General features: G+C 58.4%; 28 protein-coding genes. 18 read left to right on the top strand and 10 right to left on the bottom strand.

Annotation, left to right across the window (positions count from 1 at the left end):
- Window positions 1–191 precede the first annotated feature (191 nt).
- The 4 genes from DSCA_RS19945 (at window position 192) to DSCA_RS19960 (ending at window position 4,651) form a co-directional block, all read left to right on the top strand.
- Window positions 192–1,622 (top strand): aminotransferase-like domain-containing protein, encoded by a 1,431-nt coding sequence (locus DSCA_RS19945; protein WP_155318097.1) that lies wholly within the window; start codon window positions 192–194, stop codon window positions 1,620–1,622.
- Between the two features lie 307 nt (window positions 1,623–1,929).
- Window positions 1,930–2,559, top strand: coding sequence for a GAF domain-containing protein (locus DSCA_RS19950; protein ID WP_155318098.1), 630 nt, complete (start codon window positions 1,930–1,932; stop codon window positions 2,557–2,559).
- Between the two features lie 335 nt (window positions 2,560–2,894).
- Window positions 2,895–3,641 carry a glucose 1-dehydrogenase gene (locus DSCA_RS19955; RefSeq protein WP_155318099.1) on the top strand — a complete coding sequence of 249 codons (747 nt, stop codon included), beginning with the start codon at window positions 2,895–2,897 and terminating at the stop codon, window positions 3,639–3,641.
- Between the two features lie 245 nt (window positions 3,642–3,886).
- Window positions 3,887–4,651 carry a divergent polysaccharide deacetylase family protein gene (locus tag DSCA_RS19960; protein ID WP_155318100.1) on the top strand — a complete coding sequence of 255 codons (765 nt, stop codon included), beginning with the start codon at window positions 3,887–3,889 and terminating at the stop codon, window positions 4,649–4,651.
- Between the two features lie 121 nt (window positions 4,652–4,772).
- Here DSCA_RS19960 and DSCA_RS19965 read toward each other — a convergent pair whose 3' ends face one another.
- The 5 genes from DSCA_RS19965 to DSCA_RS19985 are packed head-to-tail and all read right to left on the bottom strand — an operon-like array spanning window position 4,773 to window position 8,288.
- On the bottom strand, window positions 4,773–5,222 hold the full coding sequence (locus DSCA_RS19965) for a hotdog fold thioesterase (RefSeq protein ID WP_155318101.1): 450 nt from the start codon (window positions 5,220–5,222) through the stop codon (window positions 4,773–4,775).
- 34 nt (window positions 5,223–5,256) lie between these two features.
- A complete protein-coding gene (locus tag DSCA_RS19970; RefSeq protein WP_155318102.1) occupies window positions 5,257–5,643 on the bottom strand; it encodes a hypothetical protein in 387 nt (128 codons plus the stop codon).
- Between the two features lie 43 nt (window positions 5,644–5,686).
- The gene (locus DSCA_RS19975; protein WP_155318103.1) at window positions 5,687–6,763 is read right to left on the bottom strand and encodes a DUF1786 family protein; all 1,077 of its coding nucleotides are present in this window, start codon (window positions 6,761–6,763) and stop codon (window positions 5,687–5,689) included.
- A gap of 13 nt (window positions 6,764–6,776) precedes the next feature.
- Window positions 6,777–7,505 carry an enoyl-CoA hydratase gene (locus DSCA_RS19980; RefSeq protein WP_155318104.1) on the bottom strand — a complete coding sequence of 243 codons (729 nt, stop codon included), beginning with the start codon at window positions 7,503–7,505 and terminating at the stop codon, window positions 6,777–6,779.
- A 39-nt stretch (window positions 7,506–7,544) separates the two neighbouring features.
- Complete coding sequence (locus tag DSCA_RS19985; protein ID WP_155318105.1) at window positions 7,545–8,288, bottom strand: glycerophosphodiester phosphodiesterase; 744 nt, start codon at window positions 8,286–8,288, stop codon at window positions 7,545–7,547.
- A 207-nt stretch (window positions 8,289–8,495) separates the two neighbouring features.
- Here DSCA_RS19985 and DSCA_RS19990 point away from each other — a divergent pair, with 207 nt between their 5' ends.
- Complete coding sequence (locus DSCA_RS19990) at window positions 8,496–9,284, top strand: HAD-IIB family hydrolase (RefSeq protein WP_155318106.1); 789 nt, start codon at window positions 8,496–8,498, stop codon at window positions 9,282–9,284.
- Window positions 9,285–9,297: 13 nt separating this feature from the next.
- Entirely contained in the window at window positions 9,298–10,431 is a 1,134-nt protein-coding gene (locus DSCA_RS19995) for an Acg family FMN-binding oxidoreductase (protein WP_155318107.1), read from the top strand.
- A 227-nt stretch (window positions 10,432–10,658) separates the two neighbouring features.
- Here DSCA_RS19995 and DSCA_RS20000 read toward each other — a convergent pair whose 3' ends face one another.
- The 3 genes from DSCA_RS20000 to ugpB form a co-directional block, all read right to left on the bottom strand.
- The gene (locus DSCA_RS20000; RefSeq protein ID WP_155318108.1) at window positions 10,659–11,579 is read right to left on the bottom strand and encodes an ABC transporter permease subunit; all 921 of its coding nucleotides are present in this window, start codon (window positions 11,577–11,579) and stop codon (window positions 10,659–10,661) included.
- Between the two features lie 10 nt (window positions 11,580–11,589).
- Window positions 11,590–12,480, bottom strand: coding sequence for a sn-glycerol-3-phosphate ABC transporter permease UgpA (ugpA, locus tag DSCA_RS20005; RefSeq protein ID WP_155318109.1), 891 nt, complete (start codon window positions 12,478–12,480; stop codon window positions 11,590–11,592).
- A gap of 65 nt (window positions 12,481–12,545) precedes the next feature.
- Window positions 12,546–13,871, bottom strand: coding sequence for a sn-glycerol-3-phosphate ABC transporter substrate-binding protein UgpB (ugpB, locus tag DSCA_RS20010; RefSeq protein ID WP_197904636.1), 1,326 nt, complete (start codon window positions 13,869–13,871; stop codon window positions 12,546–12,548).
- Window positions 13,872–14,180: 309 nt separating this feature from the next.
- Between ugpB and DSCA_RS20015 the strand changes: the two genes are divergently transcribed.
- From DSCA_RS20015 to DSCA_RS20060, 10 genes are all read left to right on the top strand, one after another.
- Window positions 14,181–15,278, top strand: coding sequence for an ABC transporter ATP-binding protein (locus DSCA_RS20015; RefSeq protein WP_155318110.1), 1,098 nt, complete (start codon window positions 14,181–14,183; stop codon window positions 15,276–15,278).
- A 261-nt stretch (window positions 15,279–15,539) separates the two neighbouring features.
- The gene (locus tag DSCA_RS20020; protein WP_155318111.1) at window positions 15,540–16,601 is read left to right on the top strand and encodes a branched-chain amino acid aminotransferase; all 1,062 of its coding nucleotides are present in this window, start codon (window positions 15,540–15,542) and stop codon (window positions 16,599–16,601) included.
- 49 nt (window positions 16,602–16,650) lie between these two features.
- Window positions 16,651–17,523: a UTP--glucose-1-phosphate uridylyltransferase GalU gene (gene galU / locus DSCA_RS20025; RefSeq protein ID WP_155318112.1), complete on the top strand. Its 873-nt coding sequence runs from the start codon at window positions 16,651–16,653 to the stop codon at window positions 17,521–17,523.
- Between the two features lie 358 nt (window positions 17,524–17,881).
- Window positions 17,882–18,244 carry a thioredoxin gene (trxA, locus tag DSCA_RS20030; protein ID WP_155318113.1) on the top strand — a complete coding sequence of 121 codons (363 nt, stop codon included), beginning with the start codon at window positions 17,882–17,884 and terminating at the stop codon, window positions 18,242–18,244.
- A 24-nt stretch (window positions 18,245–18,268) separates the two neighbouring features.
- Window positions 18,269–18,751 carry a flavodoxin family protein gene (locus DSCA_RS20035; RefSeq protein WP_155318114.1) on the top strand — a complete coding sequence of 161 codons (483 nt, stop codon included), beginning with the start codon at window positions 18,269–18,271 and terminating at the stop codon, window positions 18,749–18,751.
- Window positions 18,752–18,834: 83 nt separating this feature from the next.
- The gene (locus tag DSCA_RS20040; protein WP_155318115.1) at window positions 18,835–19,488 is read left to right on the top strand and encodes a DUF1638 domain-containing protein; all 654 of its coding nucleotides are present in this window, start codon (window positions 18,835–18,837) and stop codon (window positions 19,486–19,488) included.
- 143 nt (window positions 19,489–19,631) lie between these two features.
- Entirely contained in the window at window positions 19,632–19,967 is a 336-nt protein-coding gene (locus DSCA_RS20045) for a DUF134 domain-containing protein (RefSeq protein WP_155318116.1), read from the top strand.
- 339 nt (window positions 19,968–20,306) lie between these two features.
- On the top strand, window positions 20,307–20,651 hold the full coding sequence (locus tag DSCA_RS20050; protein WP_155318117.1) for a DUF5320 domain-containing protein: 345 nt from the start codon (window positions 20,307–20,309) through the stop codon (window positions 20,649–20,651).
- A gap of 108 nt (window positions 20,652–20,759) precedes the next feature.
- Window positions 20,760–21,395, top strand: a complete 636-nt coding sequence (locus DSCA_RS20055; RefSeq protein ID WP_155318118.1) for an MBL fold metallo-hydrolase — start codon at window positions 20,760–20,762, stop codon at window positions 21,393–21,395.
- A 43-nt stretch (window positions 21,396–21,438) separates the two neighbouring features.
- Window positions 21,439–21,795, top strand: coding sequence for an antibiotic biosynthesis monooxygenase family protein (locus DSCA_RS20060; RefSeq protein ID WP_155318119.1), 357 nt, complete (start codon window positions 21,439–21,441; stop codon window positions 21,793–21,795).
- A 40-nt stretch (window positions 21,796–21,835) separates the two neighbouring features.
- Here DSCA_RS20060 and DSCA_RS20065 read toward each other — a convergent pair whose 3' ends face one another.
- Complete coding sequence (locus DSCA_RS20065; RefSeq protein ID WP_155318120.1) at window positions 21,836–22,387, bottom strand: permease; 552 nt, start codon at window positions 22,385–22,387, stop codon at window positions 21,836–21,838.
- Window positions 22,384–23,181, bottom strand: coding sequence for a NifB/NifX family molybdenum-iron cluster-binding protein (locus tag DSCA_RS20070; RefSeq protein WP_155318121.1), 798 nt, complete (start codon window positions 23,179–23,181; stop codon window positions 22,384–22,386). The genes DSCA_RS20065 and DSCA_RS20070 overlap by 4 nt, the downstream gene beginning before the upstream one ends.
- A 588-nt stretch (window positions 23,182–23,769) precedes the next feature.
- Here DSCA_RS20070 and aprB point away from each other — a divergent pair.
- Both aprB and aprA read left to right on the top strand, forming a co-directional pair.
- Complete coding sequence (gene aprB / locus DSCA_RS20075) at window positions 23,770–24,213, top strand: adenylyl-sulfate reductase subunit beta (RefSeq protein ID WP_155318122.1); 444 nt, start codon at window positions 23,770–23,772, stop codon at window positions 24,211–24,213.
- Window positions 24,214–24,227: 14 nt separating this feature from the next.
- Entirely contained in the window at window positions 24,228–26,180 is a 1,953-nt protein-coding gene (aprA, locus tag DSCA_RS20080; protein ID WP_155318123.1) for an adenylyl-sulfate reductase subunit alpha, read from the top strand.
- Window positions 26,181–26,249 lie beyond the last annotated feature (69 nt).

Consider the following 26,249-nt stretch of genomic DNA (forward strand, 5'->3'; position numbering starts at 1 on the left):
AACCATTGCCACCCTGGACCCATCTATACAATTTCCGAAAAAAGAATAACAGCCACAACAATGATGTTTTGTTAGCAGTACAGTTATGATAACCTGTCATCTGTACTGGTTGATAAACGGCAAAATTGTACCGATACAGTGCAGATGGAGTCGAAAAAAGGACAGGAAAACAGTCTGCCAGGGACACAATCATGGGCAACCCACCCAAATATCAGCAGGTCGCCGACCGGTTGACCCGTCTGATCGAAGACGGGGCTTTCGGCCCCGGAGAAGCGGCACCGTCGGTGCGCAAGTTGAGCCGGCAGTGGACGGTCAGCATTACGACGGTACTGAAAGCCTACTACCTGCTGGAGGCGCGGGGCCTGCTGGTTCCCCGGCCACGATCAGGATTTTATGTCAGCAACCACCTGCCCAGCGCGCCGCCAGAACCCGCACTTTCCGACCCGGAACCGGATCCTAGCACCGTCGGAATGCGCGAGCTGATCACCCGGATCGTTCTGCACGACACCCTCAACCCGAAACTGACCCAGTTGGGGGCGGCCCACCCGGCCCAGGAATTGACCGCCACCCGGCATTTGAACCGGATCATGGCCTCTGCTGCCCGTCGCATGGGGGATCGGGCCGGTCTGTATATGGCCCCGCCCGGCAACAAGCCCCTGCGGCAGCAGATCGCCCGGCACGCCGTGGACGCCGGCTGCACCCTGGACGCCGATGAAATCGTGATCACATCGGGGTGCGGGGAAGCGGTGTCCAGCTGTCTGCAGGCCGTCTGCCGTCCCGGCGACACCGTTGCCGTGGAGTCCCCCATCTGCTTCGACGTGTTTCAATACATGGAGAATCTGGGCCTCAAAGCCCTGGAAATCCCCACCCATCCCCGGGACGGCATCAGCCTTGAGGCCCTGCAATTCGCCCTGGAAAACAATTCCGTACGGGCCTGCCTCGTCATTTCCAACTTCAACAACCCATTGGGCAGCTGCATTCCGGACGAGAATAAAAAAGCCCTGGTCCGCCTGCTGGCGCGCCACGACATCCCCCTGATCGAGAATGACATCTTCGGGGATATTCACTATTCGACCAAGCGGCCAAACACCGCCAAGGCCTATGATACCGATGGACGGGTCCTGTGGTGCGCGTCGTTTTCCAAAACACTGTCCCCGGGCCTCCGGGTCGGCTGGGCCGCACCCGGGCGATACCGGTCGACGGTGGCCTGGCTGAAATACAGCACCAGCCTGGCCTCGGCGACCCTGCCCCAGGTGGCGGTGGCCCAATTCATGGCTGAAGGGGGCTACCGCCAGCACTTGCGCCGCATTCGCCGCATCTATCGGGACCGTGTCGCCGCCCTCAGGCGGGCGGCGATCCGTTTTTTCCCCTTCGACATCCGTGTGACCGACCCGTCCGGCGGCTACCTGCTCTGGATTGAACTGCCTGAAACCATTGACGCGCTCGTGCTGTATAAACTCGCCCTCAAGGAAGGCATCGCCATCACGCCCGGCCATCTTTTTTCCACCGGCGACCGCTATCGAAATTTCATCCGCCTGAACGCCGCCAACTGGTCCGACGCGGCAGCCCCGGCCATCCGGCGCCTGGGAAACGTCATCAACACCATCCTCCAGGGGGCATGAACGGCTGCCCCGCCATGAAGCCCCTCCCGGCGACCTGAAAGACTTAGCCCTTGCATTCAAAGCGCATCTGTGGGACATTTTCAGTACCAGCCATCAACGCATCCGACCTTCTGCACCTGATCGATAGCGACCCGTTCGACTGCACATCGTCCATCTTCTCATCGCCGTTGACCTTTTCAGACCCGTTGAACCGATTCCGCAACGCGCACACCGGTCAGCCACACCGCACCTTTCGGAGACGGATGCACCGCCGTGCCTGAAATCGATGGCCGGAACCGATTAACCATCTTACCCAAAGGAGGTCGCCATGGAAAAACCGGTCATCAACTATGAGAGCCTGGTGCGCATCACCCGCTCCATCTCCATGATACGGGATCCGGAGGAAGTCGTCCTGATATCGGTGGAAGGGGTCACCAATGCACTGAAGGTAAAAGGGTGCACCCTGTTTTTGTTCGACAAGAAAAGTGACGTGCTCTCCCTGGCCGGCAGCTACGGGCTCAGCCGGGAATACCTGGACAAAGGGCCGGTCAGCGCCCTTCGGTCGATCTCATCCTCCCTCGAGGGGGGCCATCCGGTCGCCATTTACGACGTCAATGACGATCCGCGGCTTCAATACCCCGACGCCGCCCTGAAGGAAGGGATTGCCTCGATTCTGTCGGTGCCGATCATCATCGGTGAGCGCACCATCGGGTGCCTGCGGGTCTATACGGCCGACCCGTGGGAATTCGGTCACAATGACGTCAATTTCGTCCAGGCGGTGGCCCAGGTGGTCGGCATGGCCCTGGAATTGTGCCGCGTCAACAAAGGATACAAGGAAAGCATCGACATTCTCAGGGCCATGCGTGATCCCAGGACGCTGAAATCGACGAAACGGACCCCGTACGAAGGTGTGCCCAAAAGCTTTTCAAAAGAGGAGATGGCCCAGTCCGGCACCTGATCGTTTCCCTTCGACGATATGAGACGCCTCGGCCATGGTTGCGCTCACCGCCCGAAAGGTCCGCCTTGCCGCAGAGGACGAATCCGTCGTCCTCTGCGGTCACCCCTGACGCATCCCGTGTGATGCCGCTTCGCGCAATGGTCCGGCGCGAAACCAATGCCTTTCCAACAGGAAACCCCGTCCCTTGTAACCACCTTTGCCCCCAGGGTTGCCGGCCTTCGGTCATTGACCCGGACGCCACATCCGGGAGATAACAGACGATCAGGGGCAGGGATGAGTCTTCCCTGCCTGCGAACCGCTCTCCCCCAACCAACCCATATGAACAGGAGGCTGTCATGACCGGCGAACTGGAAGGAAAAACCGCGATCGTCACCGGCGCATCCCGGGGCATCGGCCGTGCCATCGCCCTCAAGCTGGGCACCATGAACGCAGCGGTCGTCGTCAATTACCTCAACAACGAACCTGCGGCCGGCGAAACCGTGCGGGCCGTGCAAAAGGCCGGTGGAAAGGCCATTGCCCTAAAAGCCGACATGCGACAGGTCAAAGCCGTGCAGGCGCTGTTCGACCGAACCGGTGCCGAATTCGGCGGCCTGGACATTCTGGTCAACAATGCCGGCGTCCGCCTGTTCAAACCCATCGCATCAGTGACCGAGGCCGAGTTTGACGATATCTTCGCCGCCAATGTCAAAGGGGTCTTCTTTGCCTGCCAGATGGCGGCCAGGCAGATGACCGACGGCGGGCGCATCATCAACATCTCCTCATCGGTGACCCGGGTCCTGATGGCCGAGTACGGCCCCTACGCCGCCACCAAAGGCGCCGTGGACCAGATCACCCGCGTCCTGGCCAGGGAGCTGGGCCCCAGGGGCATCACGGTCAATGCCATATCCCCGGGTCCGACGGACACGGAGCTGTTCCGAAAAGGGAAAACCCGGGATCAGATCCAGGGATTTGCCCAGGCCACCGCCCTGGGCCGCATCGGCACGCCGGCAGATATCGCCGATGCCGTGGCCCTGCTGGCGGGGGACGCCGCCGGCTGGATCTCCGGCCAGAACATCTGCGCCAACGGCGGATTCGTGGCCTGACGGCCCGTATCCGTTTCCGAGCCGACAGATTAAACGCCGCAGGGTGAGCAGTGGTTGAGAAAACAATGGCGTTCCGGAAATCCTGTATATTGTGTTAATGGTTGATCCACAACTCAACGGCATGTATAAGAGAGGAGAGAATTCAAAGACCGGATCGATTCAACGGTCTCATTGGGACAGTAAACGCATCGCCCACCAGAAGGGTGGACCACCCGGCAGCAGGCCGGAGAAACGCTCAGCAACGGATGAATCGACGTACCTTTCTGGTAAAAAGCGGCGGGCTTCTTCTGGGCAGCCTGCTCGGTTCAGGCATTCCGGTTTCCGCAGAAGTATGCATCCCTCAGGCAGCGGCGAAGCCCCGCATCGCCCTGATCATCGACGACATCGGGTTCAATCTCAACAGGGCCCGGCGATTTCTCGAAGCGGACATTCCCATTACCTTTTCTGTACTGCCGCGACTGTGCTGGTCGGAGGAATCGGCGCTGGCCCTCCACGCCAAAGGCCACGAAATCATGCTGCACCAGCCCATGGAACCGTTCAGCACCGCCGTCGATCCGGGTCCGGGGGCCATTTTCGTGGACGACCGACCGGAGCGCATCCAACATGTGGTGGCCGAAAACATTGCCCGGCTGCCCAACGTGGTCGGGGTCAACAACCATATGGGTTCCAAGTACACCCAGCGGCCCCAAAAAATGGGGCAGGCCCTGGATGAGGTCAGGAGCCGCGGCCTGTTTTTTGTAGACAGCCTGACCACCGGGCATTCGGCGGCATACGCCTGTGCCCGGAAAATGGGGATGTCGGCCATCCGGCGGGATCTGTTTCTGGACAACCGGCGGGACGTATTGTCCATACTGGGGCAGCTGAGGCGGCTGCGACAGCTGGCGGTCAGGTATGGCAGCGCCATCGGTATCGGCCACCCCCGACCGGCCACCGCCGAAGCGATCATGCGATTCAGGGAATCGCCCGAAGGCAGAAACGCGGCCTTCGTCTACATTTCTCAACTGCTATAGCCTGAACGCCTTCCAGCAAGACCGTGTTGGCCCCTCCGCCGGGGCGGCCACACACCTCCCCCGGGTTGCCGACGCCTGAACGCTTCAGCGCCGCAGCGGCAGGGGTGACGCCGTTATTTTTTCATGCAGCGGGGGGGGAGTGCTCTGCCGGCGCCACAAACCACTGCTTCTTTCGGTACACCAGGTCCTGACTGCGGGCAATGAGGGTGCCGGTTGTCTCCTCGACCACCGTAATTTCGTACAGCCCCGTTCTGCCACCCAGATGGCACTCCCTGGCCTCGGCCACCAGCCGGTCGCCGACGCTGGATGGATTGAGAAAACAGATGTTCACATTCAGGGCCACGGCCACCTGCCCCCTGGAATTGCCGGCGGCGGCAAACGCCAGGTCACCCAGGGCAAACACCAGGCCGCCGTGGGTGATGCCGTGAAAGTTGGTCATCTGTTCGGTGACGGTCAGTGAGACCCGGCTGTGCCCCGGCGCCACAATGGTGACCTCGGCCCCCAGAAAACGGGCAAAGGCATCGTTTCGAATATGGGCATCGATGGCGGCCTGGCGTGTTTCATCGGGCATGGATCGTTCTCCTCGGGCAAAAAGGCATCCGGTCTTATTGTGGCGGGGCAACGCCCCTGGAAGTCTGCCAGGTGTGGATGGGCAGGCGGTAGTGGTCGATGGTGCGGTTGAGCTTCTCCCAGTATCGCCGGTCGCTGGCATGCTCCATGATCAGGACGATACCCGCTTTTTTCCCTGTTTGAAGGGCATAGTGGAGGCTTTCACCGATGGCCTCGTACCAATGGTCTGCATAGTCGAATTCGATCACGTAGGTGTCCGTCCGGCAGTCGTAGACACTGGAGGCGGGTTCCGCCCTGGCGCCGGCCATCCGGGCGCACCAGCGCTCCTGGTACCAGTGTTTGGAATGCAACCGCCCGGCGGAAGCACCAACAGGCCACACCAGGAATATCAACAGCATCAGGAAAACCATTCGTTTCATCATCGCCCCTTCCAAACACCTGCGGCGGCACGACCACCAGCGGCGGCTACAGGTAGGTGATCGGCGGCAGCCCTTCCCGCAGCCTTACAGCCTCCATGAGTCCCACCGTGCCGGTCATCATGTTGTCCCCCCAGGGGGCCCCGAAGACGACCGGCAGGGAGGACGCCAGGGCCATTGCCCGGCGGGGGCCGGTGGCCAGAATCAGATCGACCGCGTCGTAGCCGAAGGCCCGGCAATGGTAGGCCCCGTGCCCGCCTTCCTCCAGAATCTGCCGGTGGGACAGCTTGCCGTCGGGCAGGTCCGCCAGCAGCCCGTCCAGCCGCGCCGCGGTGATGTCTGAGGTGTGATACTCGAAAAAACCGCACAGGCGCCCTGCGTCCATGGCGGCACCCACGGTGTGGGAGGTGGCGATGTCCAGCACGAGCATTCGCTTGGCGTTGGCCGCCAGCACATCCTTGGAGGCGCCCAGAATGGCGGCCATTCCCGAATCCATCACGTAGACCCGATCGGTGGGCAGGGCCCGGGCCTGGCCGGCAATGGCCGACAGCCGGTTCATTGCTTCCGGCACCTGGTCGGATCGGTACAGCAGGGCCTGGGGAACCGGATGGCGGTCCAGGGCCGCCGTGAACATCCGATGCCTGAAATCCAGATGGGAAACACCGGGCGGGGCCACGCCGTGATCCTGGGCACAGACGGCAACGGCATCGAATTCGAAGGGAACCCCCATTCCCTGAACGAGCCGCCGCAGCCGATCGGGCTGGAGATCTCCGGTGATGATGTGAGAAAATCGTGAATCATTGACCAGACCATCGGTCTCGGCGGCGTCCACCACGCGGATGCCGCGGGCCATAACACGCCGGTCGTCGTGATGGATGGTGGCGGCGGCGTCCCGGGACATGACCACATCGGCCGACCCGGCACGGTCGATCAGGGCCTGGGAAACCGGGCCGCCGCCCATTTCAGTGCCGGTGACCACCAGCGCACCGCGGGTCTGCCTGATTTCGTCCGCCAGCACCCGCACCGGTGATCGCACCACCGCTTTGTAGTGCAGATCGTGTTCCGTATCATAGTAGAGCATGTCCAGCGTACCGGCACCGATGTCCAGCATCAGATAGCGTGCCATGGGACAATTCCTTTCACGAGGGGTTGAATTTGCTGAGCTGGTCCCTGAGAAATTGCCTGAAGCCATTGCGTTCTTTATCAAAAGCCTGCGCCAGGGGGCTGCTGTTGCGGTTTTCGATCAGCGTTTTAATGGTCCCCAGAAGCCCGGGGTCGGCCTGAACGATCTGGGCGGCTATGGTTCGGGCGCGTTCCAGCAGGTGCTCCCGGGGCAGCACCTCGTTCACGAGCCCCCAGGCCAGCGCCGTATGGGCGTATATGGGCTGGCAGGTAAAAGAAATCTGCTTGGCCCGGCGCTGCCCCACGGTCTGCTGAAGCAACTGGGTCATTCCCCAGCCCGGATGGATGCCCACCCGGGCGTGGGTATCGGAAAACTGCGCATTTTCGGCGGCGATGATAAAATCGCAGTTCAGGGCCAGCTCAAACCCGCCGGTGATGGCATGGCCGTTGACCGCACCGATGATGGGTTTTTTGCAGGCATGCATCAGATCCGGCAGGTCGCTGCCGTCTCCCCGGGGATCGAAAAGGTTCTCTTTTCCGATGGCGCCGAGGTCGAGGCCGGCACAGAAAGAGGGCCCGTTTCCGGTGATAATGGCCACGCGAATATCACTTCGGGCGGACACCGCATCCAAAGCGTTGTATAGATGGACCAGCAGCTGCTGGTTGATGGCGTTGCGCCGTTCAGGACGGTTGAGCGTGATCACCGCAATCTGATTCTCCACGTCAAAAAGCACGGGTGGCGCCATCGTTTTTCTCCTTGTTGGACGGATAGGATACCGGGGGCGTCAGGCGGTCATCTGCCGGGGATCGTCGACAATCAGGCCGTCCACACCCATGGCGAGCATCCCACCGGTGTCCATCCGGCCATCCACGGCATAGGGAAACACCCGCGCACCCACATCGTGAAGGGCGTCCACCTGCGGGCGGGTCAGCACCCGATAGTCCGGGTGCCATGAAAACCCCCTGATCCGCTGGTACCAGTAGAGCAGGCTCCGGTCAACGGGAAGATCGGAAAGCAGGCCAAGGGCGATCCCTGGCGCCAATGTTCTCAAATTGTCCAGCACCTGCCATTCAAAGCTGGACACGAGGACATCGTCAAGCATCTGTTTTTTACACACCAGATCCAGCACCTGCCGCTCCACTGCATCCGGGGGGCCATGGCTCTCATAGGCTTCAGGCTTGATCTCAATGTTCACCATGACCTGCCCCTTTACGGCATCCAGAACCTGGGCCAGCGTCGGCAGCGTCTCCCGGCAGAACTGCGGGTCGAACCAGCTGCCGGCATCCAACCGGCTGAGCTGGCTGAGGGTATGCTCGGCCACCCTGCCGGTGCCGCTGGTGGTTCGGTCCACGGTTTCATCGTGGATCACCACCATCTGGCGGTCCCTGGACAGATTGACGTCCAGTTCGATCATCCGGGCACCGGCATCAATGGCTGCGTTGAACGCGGCAAGGGTGTTCTCCGGGTAACGGGAACTGTAACCCCGGTGAGCGATAAACAAAGGTGTTGGAAAGCGATCGATATTCATATACGTTCTTGAAATTCGTTTTTTGCCGGGAACCCGATACCGGCCGACTGCCGGAAAATTTTCAATAAATATCGTATCAGCCTGTTGATTTCAATTGAAATGTCAAAAAGCGGCTGCGTTGCCACCCTCGGGGGCAAACGACACAACCGCCGCCCCCCTTAATCGACGGGCCGGCCCTCAACAGCCGGCAACAAGAGGCCAACGGAGATGAAACCGATCCAATCTTTTCAACGGGAGAACAAGCCCGGCATCCGGTATGTGCTCACCGACATCGACGACACGCTGACCGTAAACGGCAGGCTGCCGGCGGTGGTGTTCGCCGCCATGGAACGTTTGCAAGGGGCCGGCATCCGCGTGATCCCCATTACCGGCCGCCCGGCCGGGTGGTGCGACCACATCGCCCGCATGTGGCCGGTGGATGGACTGGTGGGAGAAAATGGCGCCTTTTATTTTTACTACGACCGTCATGGCAGAAAAATGATCCGCCGCTTCTGGAAGCCGGCGGAGGAGCGACGCACGGATCGCGACCGGCTTGACGCCATCCGGGAAACGGTCCTGGCCGAGGTTCCCGGATGCGGCGTATCGGCGGATCAGGCGTATCGGGAAGCGGATCTGGCCATCGATTTCTGCGAAGACGTACCGGCCCTGCCCGCCCCGTCGGTTGCGGCCATCAAGGCCATCTTCGAGGCAGCCGGCGCCACCGCAAAAATCAGCTCGATCCACGTAAACGGATGGTTCGGTGCCTACGACAAGTTGTCCATGTCCCGATTGATGTTCAAGGAAGTATTCGATGTGGACCTGGATGCGGTACGGGACCGGGTGATTTTCTGCGGCGACTCCCCCAACGACTCGCCCATGTTCGGGTTTTTCCCCCATTCGGTGGGGGTGGCCAATGTCCGGGTTTTCGGGACGCAGCTGGAAGCGCCGCCGACGTGGGTAACGCGAGCCGAGGGAGGGTTCGGGTTTGCAGAAATGGTAAAAATACTTCTGGATTGATAAGGAGGGGGCAATGATGCTGACCCGCCGTGAATTTATAAAAGGGACCCTGTCGGCCGGCGTTGTCTTGGGAAGCACCGCCATGTTTAATGGCTGCACTGATGCGACGCGACAAGCGCTCCCTGATTTTCAGGACACAACCATACCGGTAGCCGGCCTGGACAACACGGCATTGACCCTCCTCTATCACGCCAGCCTGGCCCCCAGCGGTCACAACAGCCAACCCTGGCGCGTCCGGATTGAAAGCGCCGACAGCTGGATCATTGAAGCCGATGCAGAGCGTCGATTGCCATGTGTGGATCCGCTAAACCGCGAATTGATGCTGTCACTCGGAACCTTTATCGAAAACCTGTCACTGGCTGCCGGGGCCTTTGGGCTGGGCACCGACATTCGGGTGATTGCCCGGGACCGCCATGATCAGGAGGTGGTCCGTGTTGCCTTCCACAAAGACAAACCGACCGATTATCCGTTGCAACGAATAAAAAAGCGACGGACCGTCAAGCTCGGCCATCTGCCCAGAGAAATTACGGCTACGGATGTCAACATCCTGTCCGGCGGGATGAAAGGGCAGGTGTTTTACTTTCCGCGAGGGTCCAATCACGCTGCGTGCATAAGGGATTTGGCTGTGGAAAATTTCCGTGTTCAAGCCAGCCGGGATGAGGCCCAGCAGGAGCTCGTGCGGTGGTTGCGCCTCAAGCCCCGGGAGGCGAAACTTCACCGGGACGGGTTGTCCACAGAAGGCATGGAGATAAGGGGCGTCAAAGGATGGTTCGTGCGCCAATTTGTCCAGCCCCGGGATTTTCTCAAGGAAACCTACCGTCAACAGGGGGTCGATTTAACAGCCGAGCTGGCACAACAGGGAGGGGGATGGGTCGTGATCACCAGTCCGGGTCAGACCGTAGCCGACTTGATCGACACCGGCCGCCGCTTTGAACGCATGGCGCTGCTGGCCCGTGAACATGGGATCGCCATCCATCCCATGACCCAGGTGCTCGAAGAAAAACAGGGCATCGAGCAGATCGCGGGTTCTCATGACAACGGCTTTTATCCTCAATTTGTCCTGCGCGTGGGGTATATCGACACCTATCCGGAGCCGGTCAGCCTGCGCAGACCCGTGGATTGGTTTGTGACCACAGAAGAAAATTGAGGGCTTCGGTTATGGAATACCTTCGACGCCTCCATCCCACAATTTCCAATCCCTTAATTTCCTTTACCCCAGCCTGTTTCAAAACGTAGCCGATCAGATCAGACGGCTTCGTAAACGGCCGAGATCAAGGCTTGCAAATCGTGAGGAATGAGAAGTACTTACGGTACGCCGCAGTGAGAAGCGATGAAGCGCAACGCAGGTATCGGCCGTTTACCAAACCGCCAAGCCTATTTTTCCCGTTCGACCAACCCCTTCACAAACCAGCGTTGCATGAACAGCACCACCAGGATGGGCGGCAGCATCACCAGCAGGGATCCGGCCATGGCGACGTTCCAGTATGGCAGGTCGTCCGCCTGGGGGATCAGGTTCTGAAGCCCGATAACCGCCGTCATCATATCCGGATCGGTGGTGATCAGCAGGGGCCACAGGTACTGGTTCCATCCGTAGACGAACTCGATCACCACCAGGGCGGCGATATTGGTTTTGGAAAGCGGAAAGAGAATTTTCCTGAAAAAGGTCATGGCCGAGGCGCCGTCCATTTTTGCCGCTTCGCAAAGCTCCTCGGGAACAGTGAGAAAAAACTGACGGAACAGAAACGTGCAGGTGGCCGAGGCCACCAGGGGCAAAATCAGCCCCGTGTAGCTGTCCAGCAGGCTGAAATCCAGGTTGATTTCCACGTCGTGGCCGGCAATCCAGCCGGCCACGGCACCCAGGCCAAGCTTTTCCCACATCAGGTTCAGCGGGCCGAAAAGATTGGCCGCCATTTCATAGGTGGGCAGAATACGGACCTCCACCGGCAGCATCAGGGTACAGAAAACGGTGACAAATGCCACGGTCCGCAGGCGGTAATCGAAATAGACGATGGAAAACGCACCGAGCATGGACACACAGATTTTACCGATGGTGATGCCCGAGGCCATGATAAACGAGTTGACCAACTGGGTGCCCAGATTGCCCTTTTCCCAGGCCGCCTGGATGTTGACCATGAACTGATCACCCGGAATCATCGGCATGGGGACCCGGGAAACCTCTTCGATAGGCAGGGTCGCCGCAATCAGGGCATAGATGATGGGAAACCCCACGATAAGTATCCCAAGCATGAGAAAAATATAGGTCAGTGCGTCGAGTATGGGTGTTTTTTCAACCATAGGGATCCGTCTATCCGGTATATTGGACCTTTCGCTCCACGTATTTGAACTGCAATACCGTGATGGTGATAATCAGCACCATGAGCACCACGGACTGGGCCGACGACGACCCCAGGTTCAGGCCGATGAAGCCATCCTGATACACCTTGTAGACCAGGATGTTGGTGGCGCCGCCCGGTCCACCCTGGGTCACGGTATGGATCACGCCGAAGGTTTCGAAAAAGGAGTAGATAATGTTCATGACCGTCACGAAAAACATGGTTGGCGAGAGCAGGGGGATGGTAATGAACCAGAACCGCCTGAACGGGCTGGCGCCATCCATGGAGGCCGCTTCGATCAGCGATTTGGGGATGGATTGCATGCCGGCCAGAAAGAAAACGAAATTGTAGCTGACCTCTTTCCAGGCGCTGGCCATGATCACCATGATCAGGGCGTCATTGCCCCGAAGCACCGGATTCCAGTCCAACCCGAAAGTTTTCGTCAAAAAAATGGAAACGATGCCGTATGACGGGTGCAGTAAAAACAGCCAGAGAATACCCGAAATGGCCGGCGCCACGGCATAGGGCCAGATCAGCAGGGTCCGGATGACGGCTTTGGCCCTCAGGGCACGATTGGCCATGGTGGCGACAAACAGGCCGAAGGAGATGGATACGGCCGCGGTGGCTGCGCTGAAGCCCAGGGTGATGCCGATGGATTTTAAGTAAAGGGGGTCTTTAAACAGGGAAATGAAGTTGTCGAACCACACGAAGGTATTGTGCAGCCCGAACGGGTCGCTGAGCATCATCGACTGCATCAGGCCCTGGAAGGCCGGCCAGTAGAAAAACGTGACCGTTACCAGGATCTGGGGAAGAATCAGCAGATAGGGCAGCGTTTTTGAGGTGAAGTAGGATCGTTTGATCATGTGAGGTCCGCTTAAAAATTCCGTCGAGGCCAGAGTGCGGCCTCGACGGAACGTTTAACAGGGTCTTACTTGTAGGTTTTTTCAAACTCCCTCAGCTTCTGGTTGCTGCGCGCAACCGCGCTGTCCATTGCCTCTTTTGGAGATTTCGAATCGTTCCAGACCAGCTCCAGCTCTTCGTTGATGATATTGCGGATCTGGATGAAATAGCCCAGGCGCAGCCCGCGGGAAATTTTGGTGGGAATACGCCGGGTCATCTGCTTGATGCCCACTTCCTGGTAAGGCTGTTCGTCATAATAGCCCTTGGCCTTCAGGCTGCGATAGGCGCTCTGGGTAATGGGAAAATAGCCGGTTTCCTTGTGCCAGAATTCCTGCATCTCGTTGTTGGCCAGAAACTCCAGGAATGCGGCAACCCCTTGATACTCTTTTTTACTGTGTCCCTTGAGCACCCAGTTGGATGCGCCGCCGATAATGGAGTTCTGGGGCTCTTTCATCCAGGACTCCACCGGCAGGGGCGCCACGTCCCACGTAAAATCCTTGACGGCTTTTTTCAGCTTGGCGATGCCGCTGATGGAGTCGATGTAAACGGCCGCATTCTGGGCAAGGAATTCGGACTTGGGGCCCTGGTATTTCTGGCCGCCGTAGAAAAAGCGCTTGTCGCCCATCCAGCCCTTGAGGCGGGCAATGTGGTTCACGACCTTGTCGTTATTGATGGTCAGCTCGCAATCCAACCCTTCGTACCCGTTGGCTTTTGAGGCAAAGGGGATGTTGTGAATGGCGCTGTAATTCTCGATCTGGGTCCAGGACTGCCAGGCGGTAACCATCCCGCCGGGAACGCCGGAACCGACAATTTTCTTGAGCATGCCGCCCAGTTCGTCCCAGGTGACCGGCTTTTCCTTGGAAAGCGGCGCCAGCCCCGCCTTTTTAAACAGGTCGACATTGTAATACATGACCGGTGTCGACGAGTTGAAGGGCATGGACATCAGGTTGCCATCGGCATTCATGTAATACGAGAGCACCGGCTGCAGGTAATCGTCCCAGTCGATTTTATATCCCGCGTCTTTCATCAGCTCGTACACCGGATAGATGGCCCCGGAAAGCATCATGGTCTGGGTTCCCACTTCAAAGGACTGAAGGATATGGGGCTGTTTTTTGGCCCGGATGGCCGCGACACCGGCATTGACCGTTTCGTCATAATTGCCTTTGTTGGTGCCGACCACCACGTATTTGTCCTGGGATTCGTTGAACTTTTTGATCATGGCGTTGCAGACTTCACCCCGGGCACTTCTCATGGCGTGCCACCAATGAATCTCAATGGGTTTTGCAAACGCCTGCCCGACGGTAAAGACCATCAGGGCCCCCAATGCCATCAACATCGTGAGTTTTTTCATCATGGCTGAACGCTCCTCCTGGTTTGAATATAACCGATTGAAAATAAATAGTAAAAAAGATGGCTCCTCCCGAGCTGAAATCAACGTTAATGGGTTCGCTCTCACGAGTCAAGGATTTATTAAAAACACCCATGCGACTTGCGCCCGTGGAGGCGTGGGTTTGCAAATTAATTGATTCAAGGCGAAAGAGTGCTTGACTTGAACCGGAAAAGCGTGCTCCTTTTCCACAGTTCGTATTCCGAATCAGGTTAACGCGCTATCACGGGCGCCCTGGCCAGCACCCAGGAGCGGGAGACAAAGGACAGGCAAGCAATGGCACAGGTCATTCTCAAGGACATCGTTAAAAAGTTCGGCAAAACAGAAGTGGTTCACGGCATCAGCCTGGAGATCGCAGACAAGGAATTCGTTGTGCTGGTGGGCCCCTCCGGCTGCGGTAAATCCACCGTGCTGCGCATGGTGGCCGGGCTGGAGAAAATCACATCCGGCAGGGTCGACATCGGAGACCGGATCGTCAACGACATCGCCCCCAAGGACCGGCACGTGGCCATGGTTTTCCAGAACTACGCCCTCTATCCCCACATGAACGTCTTCGGCAACATGAGCTTCGGGCTGAAGCTGAGCAAAACCCCCAAGGCGGAAATCCTCCAACGGGTCAACGAAGCGGCCACCATCCTGGGCCTGGAAGACCTGCTGCACCGCAAACCCCACGAACTCTCCGGCGGACAGCGGCAGCGGGTGGCCATGGGCCGGGCCATTGTGCGCAAACCGTCGGTATTTCTCTTCGACGAACCCCTGTCCAACCTGGACGCCAAACTGAGGACCCAGATGCGCACGGAAATCAAACGGCTGCATCAGAAGGTCCAGTCGACGATCATCTACGTCACCCACGACCAGGTGGAGGCCATGACCCTGGCCGACCGCATCGTGGTGATGCGCGACGGTAAAATCGAGCAGGTGGGCCAACCCATCGAGCTGTTTCAGAACCCGGCCAACACCTTCGTGGCCGGCTTTATCGGCAGCCCGCCCATGAACCTGGTGCCCGCCCGCATCGTCAAGGCCGGCAACACCCTGAAGATCCGGTTCAACGACCAGCTCAGTGTGCCCCTCCCTGTAAAAGAGGGCATGAAGGTTAAGGAAGAGACCGATGTGATCATGGGCCTGCGCACCGAGGATTTTACCGTGGACAACGGCAACGGTGGTTTTCCCGACGCGTGGAAGCTGGACGGTACGGTGGAGGTGGTCGAACCCCTTGGCGGTGAAACCCACATGCACATGGATTTCAAGGGGGTCTCCTTCATCGCCAAAAGCGAGGGCCGCAGAATTTTTCATGCCGGCCAGCAATTGCGCATGGCCATGAACCTGAATCATCTGCACCTGTTCGATGCCGACAGCACCCAATCCATCTATTGATTGAACAGTTGTTTCCATAAAGCCTGCTTCCAGCGCGCATCGAGCCGCAGGATCGGCAGACGCCGCACCCGGCAGGCCCTTGCCACCGGGAGCCGGAAGGGGAAGGCTCCCGCTTCGGGGTGGTCGTTGACTCACGCATAAAATAGGTGTATTTGTAACGGATTAGCTGGTCTGCCTTTAATAATCCTGAACTATTCCTATTTATTTTCCTTAATCCGGACGCCGGATCGAAATCGTTTCACTCACCGAGGAGGCACCATCATGCAGATAACCATCACCAACGCCGAACAGCTCAAAACCAAGCCGGATGAAAACCAACTGGGGTTCGGCACCATCTTTACCGATCACATGTTCAACATGGATTACAGCGTGGAAAAAGGCTGGCACAATCCCCGCATCGAACCCTATGCCCCCCTGGTGATGGATCCCTCCACCATGGTGCTGCATTACGGCCAGGGCGTCTTCGAAGGCCTGAAAGCGTACCGCAACGACAAAGGCGGTGTTCAATTGTTCCGGCCCCAGGAGAATTTCAGCCGGCTCAACCAGTCCAATCGCAAGCTCTGCATCCCCGAAATCGATGAGGCCTTCGCCCTGGAGGCGCTCAAACAGCTGCTCACCGTAGAAAAGGACTGGATCCCCAGTGCTCCGGGCACCTCGCTTTACATCCGCCCCACCATCATCGCCACCGACCCCTTCCTGGGCGTCCGGGCGTCGTTCACCTACCGGTTTTTCATTATCCTGAGCCCGGTGGGTGCCTACTACGCCGAAGGATTCAACCCGGTAAAAATCATGGTGACCAAGGAGCACGTGCGCGCCGTGCGCGGCGGCGTGGGGGACACCAAGACCCTGGGCAACTACGCGGCCAGCCTGCTGGCCGGCGACCTGGCCCACAAGGCCGGCTACACCCAGGTGCTGTGGCTCGACGGGGTGGAGCAGAAGTATGTGGAAGAGGTCGGCGCCATGAACATCTTTTTCGTCATCGACGACGAACTGGTGACGCCCGAACTATCGGGCAGCATCCTGCCGGGCATTACCCGGGACTCGGTGCTCGCATTGGGACGGTCCTGGGGCATGAAGGTGTCCGAGAGAAAAATCAGCATCGATGAGGTGATCGATGCCCATGCCTCCGGGCATCTGAAGGAAATTTTCGGTTCCGGCACCGCCGCCGTGATCTCCCCGGTGGGAGAACTGAAATACGGAGACACGGTAATCACCGTCGGCGACGGCCAGGTCGGCCCGCTGGCCCACAAATTTTTCCAGGCCATTCAGGATATTCAGTACGGCGTCATCGACGCCCCCCAGGGCTGGGTGGAGGCGGTCTGAACGATCCGGGCCAACAGCTGAAGCACATCTTCTCAACCAGGGAGGTTTCATGAAAGTCAGAAAAGCCGTTTTCCCCGTTGCGGGTCTGGGCACCCGGTTTCTGCCGGCCACCAAGGCCATGGCCAAGGAAATGCTTCCCATCGTGGACAAGCCCCTGATCCAGTATGCCGTCGAGGAAGCTTACGCCTCCGGGATCACGGAGATCATCTTCGTCACCGGCGCCGGGAAAAAGGCCATCGAGAATCATTTCGACCACTCCTGCGAGCTGGAACACATGCTCATGGCCCGGGGCAAGGACGCGGAGTTGAGAGAGATTCACGCCCTGATCCCCGAATCCGGCTCCATTATCTATACCCGCCAGAACCAGCCGCTGGGGCTGGGCCATGCCATCTGGTGTGCCCGCAACATCGTGGGCAACGAACCCTTTGCCGTTCTGCTGGCCGATGATCTGGTCAAAGCGAAGACGCCGGTTCTCAAACAGATGGTGGAAAAATTCGACGAACTGCAAGCCTCGATCGTCTCCGTCGCCGAAGTGGCGCCGCAGGACACCAGCAAATATGGCATCCTCGATGCGGACCCGCTGGTCAACAGCGTCACCAAAATTCGCGGCCTGGTGGAAAAACCCAGGCCCGAGGAGGCGCCCTCCAACCTGGCCATCATCGGCCGCTACATCCTCACCCCGGAGATATTCGACATCCTGGCCGGCAAAGAAGTGGGGGCCGGAGGAGAGATCCAGATCACCGACGCCATGGCCCGACTGCTGGAGACACAGAATATCTACGGCTACCGCTACGAGGGGATCCGCTTCGACTGCGGCAACAAGGCCGGCTTCCAGATGGCCAACCTGGCCTTTTCAATGGATCGTCCGGATATGCGGGAGCGGCTGCTGCCGTTTATTGAGGGCCTGATTGAAAAATATTGAGGGTTTTTCAAGCCTCCTGCCACGGGCAGGAGGCTTGAAAGGCGATCCCGTTCTCACCGCGCCTCTCCGATACCGACCGGTGCTTCAAGCCACTCCCATCTCCCTTCTTGCCCTGAAACAATCGACATGGCACAACGTTTGCTGTGAATTTAACTGAGTAAGCAATCAACACCTCCATGTTGATTCACTCAACCTTACTCTCACCTCCTGTCGCCCCGGCACGATGAAAGGCATGCTCATCGTGCCGGGGTCTCCATTTTTTGGCACACTTGTTGAATTTTAGAGAAAAATAAAATCCCCCGGAGGCGTTTCAACGCCGCCGGAATTCAACCACAACCGATTGAGAAGGAGTGAATCTATGACCGCGTTTGTTACCGAAATCGAAAACAACCAGTTCGACCAGCAGGTTCTCCAGCAGACCAAACCCGTCATCGTCGACTTCTGGGCCCCCTGGTGCGGCCCCTGCAAAGCCATGGCGCCGGCATTCGCGTCCCTGGCCGAGGCTTACCAAAATCAGATGATTTTTACGAAATGCGATGTCGACATCAACACGACCGTCGCCGAGCGTTACGGCATCAAGTCCATTCCCACCCTGATGATCTTTCAGGGGGGAACCCCCATCAATTCCATTACCGGAATGGTCTCCCAATCCGTTCTTGAAGAGGCGATTCAAAAGGCCCTCGCGGGTGAGGCCTCCCCGGCCCCGTTCATCGTCAATTAGTGCAGCGAAAAAGGAGGCTGTCCAATGAAAGCCCTTGTCGTATATTCCAGTCAAACCGGAAACACTCAAAAGCTCGCCGAGACCGTTTGCGAGGCGTTGCCGGCAGGCACGCAGATGTGCGTGGTCGACGATGCGCCGGACCCGGCCGACTACGATCTGGTCGCCCTTGGATTCTGGCTTCAGGCCGGCAAACCGGACCCCAAATCGTCAGGCTACCTCGAACGGCTGAAAGGCCACAAAAAAGTATTTCTCTTTGCCACCCATGGCGCCCGCCCCGGGTCCGACCACGCCAACAACGCAATGGCCTGCGCCCAATCCCTGGCTGAGGGGGCGGCGGTCGCCGGCACGTTCAGCTGCCATGGCGAAGTCAATCCAAAAGTGCTGGAGAAGGTCAAAGCCAAACCCCAGCCGCCGGTGTGGCTGGATGATGCCGCCGATGCGGTGGGACATCCGAAAGCGGCCGACCTGGACAACCTGCTCACGGCGCTGAAGGCCGTGCTGAAATAAAATCGGGTGACCCATCATGGAAACCGTTACCCAATCGATTGCGTTACGTAGCGCTACATAACGTTACCCAAAAAGGTGTCATTATGAAATCACCGGGATTTGCCGATGTGTCGATCGTTTCCTGCGGGACCTTGTCCATGGAACTGAATCATCTGCGCGCCGAAGGGTTCCTGGATACGGAACATCTGTTTTTCACCACGCCGGGCCTTCACGAAAACATTCATGAACTGGAGCGCCAACTCCTCGATCGCATCGCCACTGCCAGGCAGCACACGGACAGGGTCATCGTGGTCTATGGGGGCAAGTTCTGTTATGTCAATGCCGACGAACCCACCCGCACCATGCAGCAACTCATCGCCGAACAGGGTTCCGGGGTGGCGCGGATTGAAGCCACCCACTGCATGGACATGATTGCCAGTGAAGCCGAAAGGCAGCGCATCGCCGACGATGTGGCCGGTGGTGAAAAGGTCTGGTGGATGACCCCCGGCTGGATCAAGTTTCGCCACAAGGTCTTTAAAGGATGGGACCGGGGACTGGCCAACGAAAACTTTCCCCGCCATAGCGGCGGGGCCGTGGTTCTCGACGGCGTGGGCTACCTGGACGCCTATATGGCCGAACATCCGGAGGATTTTTTAGACTATTCCGACTGGATGGGAATTCCGATCATTCCGTACCCGGTAACGCTGGACCGGTTCAAAACACTGCTGGCCGAGCAAGCCGAAAAATTGCGGACCTAAACCCTGATATCCCCTTTTTGCCCTCTTCCAGCCCCGGTTCCACCCGGGGCTGTTCTTTTTAGTCAAATGATCATTTATTTGATTGACACCATGTATATTAATATTTATATTTTGGTCAAACGACAGAAACATGGGATGAAAACATGCCGAGACCCAAGAAACCAAGAGTCGTGTCCGCATACCCGGCCATCGCCGCATTTGTCCCCCAGGGCATACCGATCACCGGAGAAGTGATGCTGTCGGTCGAAGAACTGGAAGCCATCCGATTGAGCGATTTCGAGCGCCTGGACCAGGAATCGGCTGCTGCGCTGATGCAGGTGTCCCGCCAGACCTACGGCAGGATTCTTTCGGCAGCCCGCGCTATCGTCGGCGAAGCCCTGGTCACCGGCAAAGCCCTGAAAATCGCCGGCGGCAATTATGCCATGCGCGGCGGAGGCCGACGGTGCCGCGGCAGACGGGGCCGGATGGGGGGTCGGTAATATCGGCGGAAAATTGTCAATCCTTTGAAGAAACAGTCAATCGCTTTAAAACAGATCAGAAGGGAGGTGAAACACATGCCAAGAGGAGACGGAACCGGCCCGGACGGACAGGGTCGGCAATCAGGCCGGGGGCAGGGTCCCTGCGGCCGGAGCAACCCGCCGGCTCGACCGCAAGGTCAAGGCGGCAGGTGCGGCGGTCAAGGAGCCGGCCAGGGAAAAGGCCGGCGTGGCGGTCGCGGACAGGGACAAGGTGGCGGTTCAAGAGGCGGTCGCGGTCAAAACCGCTGACGCTGAAACCAGCCGCACGAGATCTAAAACCCTAACAAGGAGGTTCGTATCATGCCAGGATTAGACCGAAGCGGTCCCATGGGGGCCGGACCCATGACCGGCGGTCGCAGGGGACTCTGCGGCCGCGCAGGAGGTGCCTATGATCGTCCCGTTTACGGCGGCGGTTATGTCTATGGCAGGGGCATGGGGTTCAGACGCGGATTCGGCAGGGGCCGTGGTTTCGGCTTCGGGCCGGCCTACGGCGGCGTTGCCTATCCGCAGCCTTATGGCAGCGGGTATCCGGCAAGCAGAGCCGGTGAAATGGAGATGCTGCGGGCAGATGCCGAGGCCATGAGGCAATCACTGGACGCCATCCAGCAAAGAATCACCGAACTGGAAAAGGAAGGCTCCGAATAACGGTGGATCGGGGTACCGGCCTGACGGGATTTCTCGTCCACTGCTCCGCCACACCGGTACCCCTGTTGTTGTTAGCGACACCCTGGACCCGACCGGAATCGCCAAGCCATGAAAATCACCATCGTCTACGACAATGTTGTCTGGAAACAGTCGCTGACGCCCGACTGGGGATTTTCCTGCCTGGTGGAAACCGGTACCCGGGCCCTTCTTTTCGATACCGGCGCCAGGGGCGACATCCTGTTGGGCAACATGGAACGGCTCGGCATCGCCCCGTCGACCATCGATGCGGTCTTCATCTCCCACGGCCACTGGGACCATATCGGGGGCCTTGCCGATTTTCTGCGCATCCATTCCCCCCCGGTGTTCATTCCCCCCGCCTGCCCGCAACCCGCGGCGAACGTCCGGGTCGTCACCGTGACAAACCCCACGAAAGTTTTTGACAACGTTTACTCGACCGGACAACTCGGCGGTATCGAACAATCGCTGGTTCTGCGAGGGAACGACCGGACGGTGATCATTGCCGGCTGTTCTCATCCCGGAGTCGACCCGATCATCACGGCAGCATCCCGTTTCGGGAAGGCAAGCACCCTGATCGGCGGCCTGCACGGCTTCGACGACTATTCTCTGATCGACCGGCTGGATACCATCTGCCCGGCCCACTGCACCCGGCATATCGACGAAATCAAGCGTCTCTATCCGGACAAGTATCTGGCAGCCGGTGCCGGCAGGGTCGTGACCGTTTGAAGATGTCCGAAAGAGGAATCCTAAAAATGGAAAGGAGAAATCCATGGCTATCGAGGTGTTGATCAGAAGACGATTTATCAAGGAAGAAGAAGCAAGGCTCGCCCCCCTGGTTGTCCGTTTGCGCTCCCTTGCACTGGCGCAAACCGGCTATATCTCGGGCGAAACGTTAAAATGTATCGACCCGGCCGGTGAAGACGAATATCTGGTCAGAAGTACGTGGCGATCCGTCGAAGATTGGAAAACATGGCTTCACAGCGAGACCCGGACGGCGATCCAGAGTGAAATCGACGCCATCACCGGGGAAGTCACCGATTACCGCATTTATGAACCGCTTGTCGGCGGTATTTTGCCAAGCTATGAAGAAAAGGGAGATACGCCTTCAACGAAGACGCCCCTGTAAGGTCGAGGCTCAGGTCAGCCCGGCGGCATTTCAACAACGCTTACTTGACGGGTCTTTGTGACTGGCTCCGGCCGCCGCAAAGGTAAAACACCGCGACCCCCACGAGCAATGCGCCCACCATGTTGAGGACGGTAAACGTCAAGGAAAACCGCCAGCCGAAATACCCGATCATCAGGGGAAGCAGAGCGGGTTTGACGGCACGGCTGGACAAAAAGTTGGCCAGGTGAAAATCAGAGGCGCCCTTTTCCCGAACTTCCGCTAAAAATGGCAGCCAGACGTATACAGGCCCCATGGAAAGGATACCCGCAACCGACGAAAGCAAGACGCCCTTTATTCCGGCCCGCCGGCCCAGAAAACGCGAAACATGGGAGGGCCTAACGAAACGATTCAGCACGACCATCACCACAAACACCAGTAACAGCGGCAGGACCATCTGTTTGAGGACCGTTCCACTTGCCATCAGCGACTTGACGGTGCGGTGCGGCGCAATGAAGTAAATCACCACATAGGCGGCAGCCATGATGATCGGAAAAAGCCATCGCCGCTGTTTCCCGCCGATCCTTGATTGCCCATCATGCCCGGAGGTTTTCACTGCACCTGCCCCCCGGCCAGGATTACGGTCAGGATCGATACCCCAATGGCCATCAGAAATGCGGCTATCGTCCGGGTGATGGCAAACCGCGCGCCCAGGGCCGACATCTCGGCGGGAAGCTTCAGCAGCCCAACGTTTACCCAGGTCAGCATCAGGGATGTCGCGCCGAACAGGCTGAGCCCCATCCTGAGCAGGGTTTCAGCAACCACATAGCTGTTGACCGGATTGCCTGACAACATGCTCCAGATGCATGCCCCCCAGAGTGTATCTCGAAACACGTTTCCTGAAAAAATGGTCAGAAGCAGGTTCCGGGACACGAAACCACGGAAAAGACCGACCAGAAGAAGAACGCCGATCAGCACGGGAATGAGGATGAAAAACTGCCGGGCTGCCTTCCGAAACGCCGGCAGAAGCCGCGGGCCGTGTAAAGCGGCCATTTGCACGTCTTTGTGCCGGGACGCCTCGGTCATCCCGGGCAACGCACCCCGCCGGTAGGTTTCAATCACATCCATTACCCGGCCATCGACGGGCGTGATCACCGCAATCCCATGTTTTTCGAGCGCCAACGCAACACGGGGCGAGACAAATCCGGCTAAAATGACCCTGGCCCCCCTGTCCGTTACCGTGGAGACCGCCTCGATACCGGCCCCCGGCCCGGCAGCTGCCGAGGGCCCGGCCAGGGCCTCGACGGACAGGTCTTCCATATCGATGACCGGCAAATAGGAGGCCGTGCCCAGCCTGTTCTCGACGCGGGCACCAAGATCCGGTGCACTGGCAGGAATCGCTATTTTCATTTCGGTTCATCGCCGGGGGTACCGCAGTTGCGGGTTTAAATCGGCCAGATTGGATTCCAATAGCACCCGGGCAGTGCAAAGACAACGGGCTTCGTTTTTTATCATGACCGGGGGCAGCGCATCGGGTTGAATGCAGGGCAACGGGGTGGTCGTGACAGGAAGGGTTAAAAATGAACCCTTTCCGTCTTTATCAAGCCTGATTTTGCAGCCTGCCGTCCAGGTCAATGGGGGGCACCGGGAAACCAGGTTTTTTCATTTTAATCAGTTTTTCAGGGCATTATCCTTGGAGCGGCAAAACGTTTCTCTTTGGCACCGATGTTGCTGCTGGACCATGACAGCGCGCTCTCCATTTCTCCCGTGTATCCGTCGTTTGCCTTGAACGTACGAAAGAATCCCGCTGCCGGACGCATACCGATCCGAATTAGGGGTTGAAGACAACAGCCACATCATAAGCCCGGAGAGTATACCTCATCGCAGTAGGACGGGGTCACTTTCAGACGTCATGTTTTGCAGGGAGGTGGTGCCATTTTCTCGGCTTTAATTCTAAAAGGCGATGAACACATACATTTAACACCAAAGGAGGAGACAATGCCAAGTTTTGTCATCGATGAAAAATGCGACGGGTGCAAGGGCGGAGACAAAACTGCATGTATGTACATCTGCCCCAACGATCTGATGGTGCTGGATGCGGACCGGATGAAGGCGTACAACTGCGAGCCGGATATGTGCTGGGAATGCTACAACTGTGTCAAAATCTGCCCGACCCAGGCCATCGAAGTCCGGGGGTACGCTGATTTTACGCCACTGGGCGCCAGCGTCGTCCCCATGCGGGGATCCGAAGACATCATGTGGACCGTCAAATTCAGGGGGGGGACGATCAAGCGGTTCAAATTCCCCATCCGGACCACGCCGGAAGGCGAGGCCAAACCGGACGGCGGCTTCGGCATCGGACCGGGCACGCTGGACGATCAGCTCCTGTTTACGGAACCGGCATCATTGAAAGCCGATAAACTCTGGACGCTCGGAGACTAAAGGGGGTGATGAAAATGCAGGAATTCAAAACCATCGAGGTAACCACCGATCTTTTGATAATCGGTCCGGGGATGGCAGGCGCCGGGGCGTGCGTGGAAGGCGCCCACTGGGCCAGAGAAAACAATGTGAAAATCACCGTGGTCGACAAGGCCGCCATGGAGCGCAGCGGGGCCGTGGGCATGGGCCTTTCGGCCATCAACCAGTACCAGGGTGAAAACAGTCCCGTCGATTACCTCAGCTATGTCCGTCAGGATCTCATGGGCCTTTGCCGGGACGACCTGGTCATGGATATTTCCAGGCACGTCAATGGCACGGTCCACATGTTCGAAAAATTCGGGCTTCCGATCTGGACGGATCCGGACGGGAACTATGTCCACGAAGGCCGCTGGCAGTTGATGATCAATGGTGAGTCCTACAAGGCCATCGTTGCCGAAGCCGGCAAGAACGCCGTCGGCATGGACAACATTATCGAACGGGTATTCATCGCTCGCCTGCTGCTTGATAAGAACGACAAAAACAGGGTGGCGGGCGCCATTGGTTTCAGTGTGAGGGACCCTGAAATCTATGTGTTCAAATTCAAGGCGTGTATTGTCAGCGCCGGCGGCGCCGTTCACGTGTTCAAGCCGCGGTCCACCGGAGAAGGTCTCGGAAGGGCCTGGTATCCACCCTGGAACGCCGGATCGAGTTCCTATCTGACCACCACGGCCGGCGCCGAGATGACCTCCCAGGAAGTCGTCTTTATTCCGGGACGGTTCAAGGACGGCTACGGTCCGGTGGGGGCATGGTTCCTCCTGTTCAAGGCCTCGGCAACCTCGGCCACCGGATTCAATTACATGGCCGAAGGGTTGGCCGAAGGCGGCGAACTGCACAACTGGCCCCCATATGGAGAAGTAAAACCGATTCCCACCTGCCTCCGGAACCACCTGATGATGATTGAAATGTACCAGAAAGGCGACGGGCCCATCTTTATCCACACGGACAAGGCCATCGCCAAAATTGCCGAAAAGGCACCGGATGAGAAGGCATACAAAAAGGAGATCAAGAAGCTGGAGGCCGAGGCGTGGGAGGATTTTCTCGACATGACCATCAGCCAGGCGGTTCTCTGGGCGGCCAAGGACGTCTTTCCCGAAGAAGGTCCATCGGAGATCATGCCGTCCGAACCTTACTTTATCGGCTCCCATTCCGGCGCCTCCGGGGCATGGACCAGCGGGCCTGAAGATATTCAGACCGACGCCAGCAGGAACGAGTATTTTTGGGGATACAACCGGATGACCACGGTCAAGGGGCTCTTTGCTGCCGGTGACGGGGTCGGCGTGTCGAGCCACAAATTCTCTTCCGGCTCGTTTACCGAAGGCCGGATTGCGGCCAAGGCGGCGGTAAAATACTGCGTGGACAACCCGGAGCGGCCTGAATTCGACGAGGCCGTGGTGGACAGCCTCAAGGAACAGATCCTGCTGCCGCTCTCGCACTATGAAAAACATAAAGCCTATACCACCTTGGGGACGACCGACAAAAAATATGACCTGCCGGTCGAAGAGGTCAATCCGAACTATATCACCCCCAAGATGGCCATCTTCCGCCTCAACAAAATCATGGACGAATATGTGGCCGGATGGGGAACCCAGTACACCTGCAGCGCGATTACGCTCAATATCGCCCTGGATCACTTAAAGATGCTCAAAAAAGACCTGTCCAAACTCGCCGCACGAAACCTCCATGAACTGATGCGCTGCTGGGAAAATATTCACCGGGTCCAGATCGCCGAAGCCCATACCCGTCACAAACTGTACCGCGAGGAAACCCGGTGGCCGGGGTATTACTACCGATCGGATTTCAAGCGGATGGATGAGGACAAATGGGGCAAGGTGTTTGTCAACTCCGTCTACGATGCCGACAAGGATGAATTCACCATGCTCACCCGCCCCATCATACACCAGGTTGAAATTAAGGAAGTTGTTGGTATGTAGGCCACGAGCGCTGTCCCCGGCCCTGATATCCGGTGGCCGGGGCGTTGCCGTTTCTGACCAGGGTGATTT

The organism is Desulfosarcina alkanivorans, from assembly GCF_009688945.1.
Lineage (GTDB): Bacteria > Desulfobacterota > Desulfobacteria > Desulfobacterales > Desulfosarcinaceae > Desulfosarcina > Desulfosarcina alkanivorans.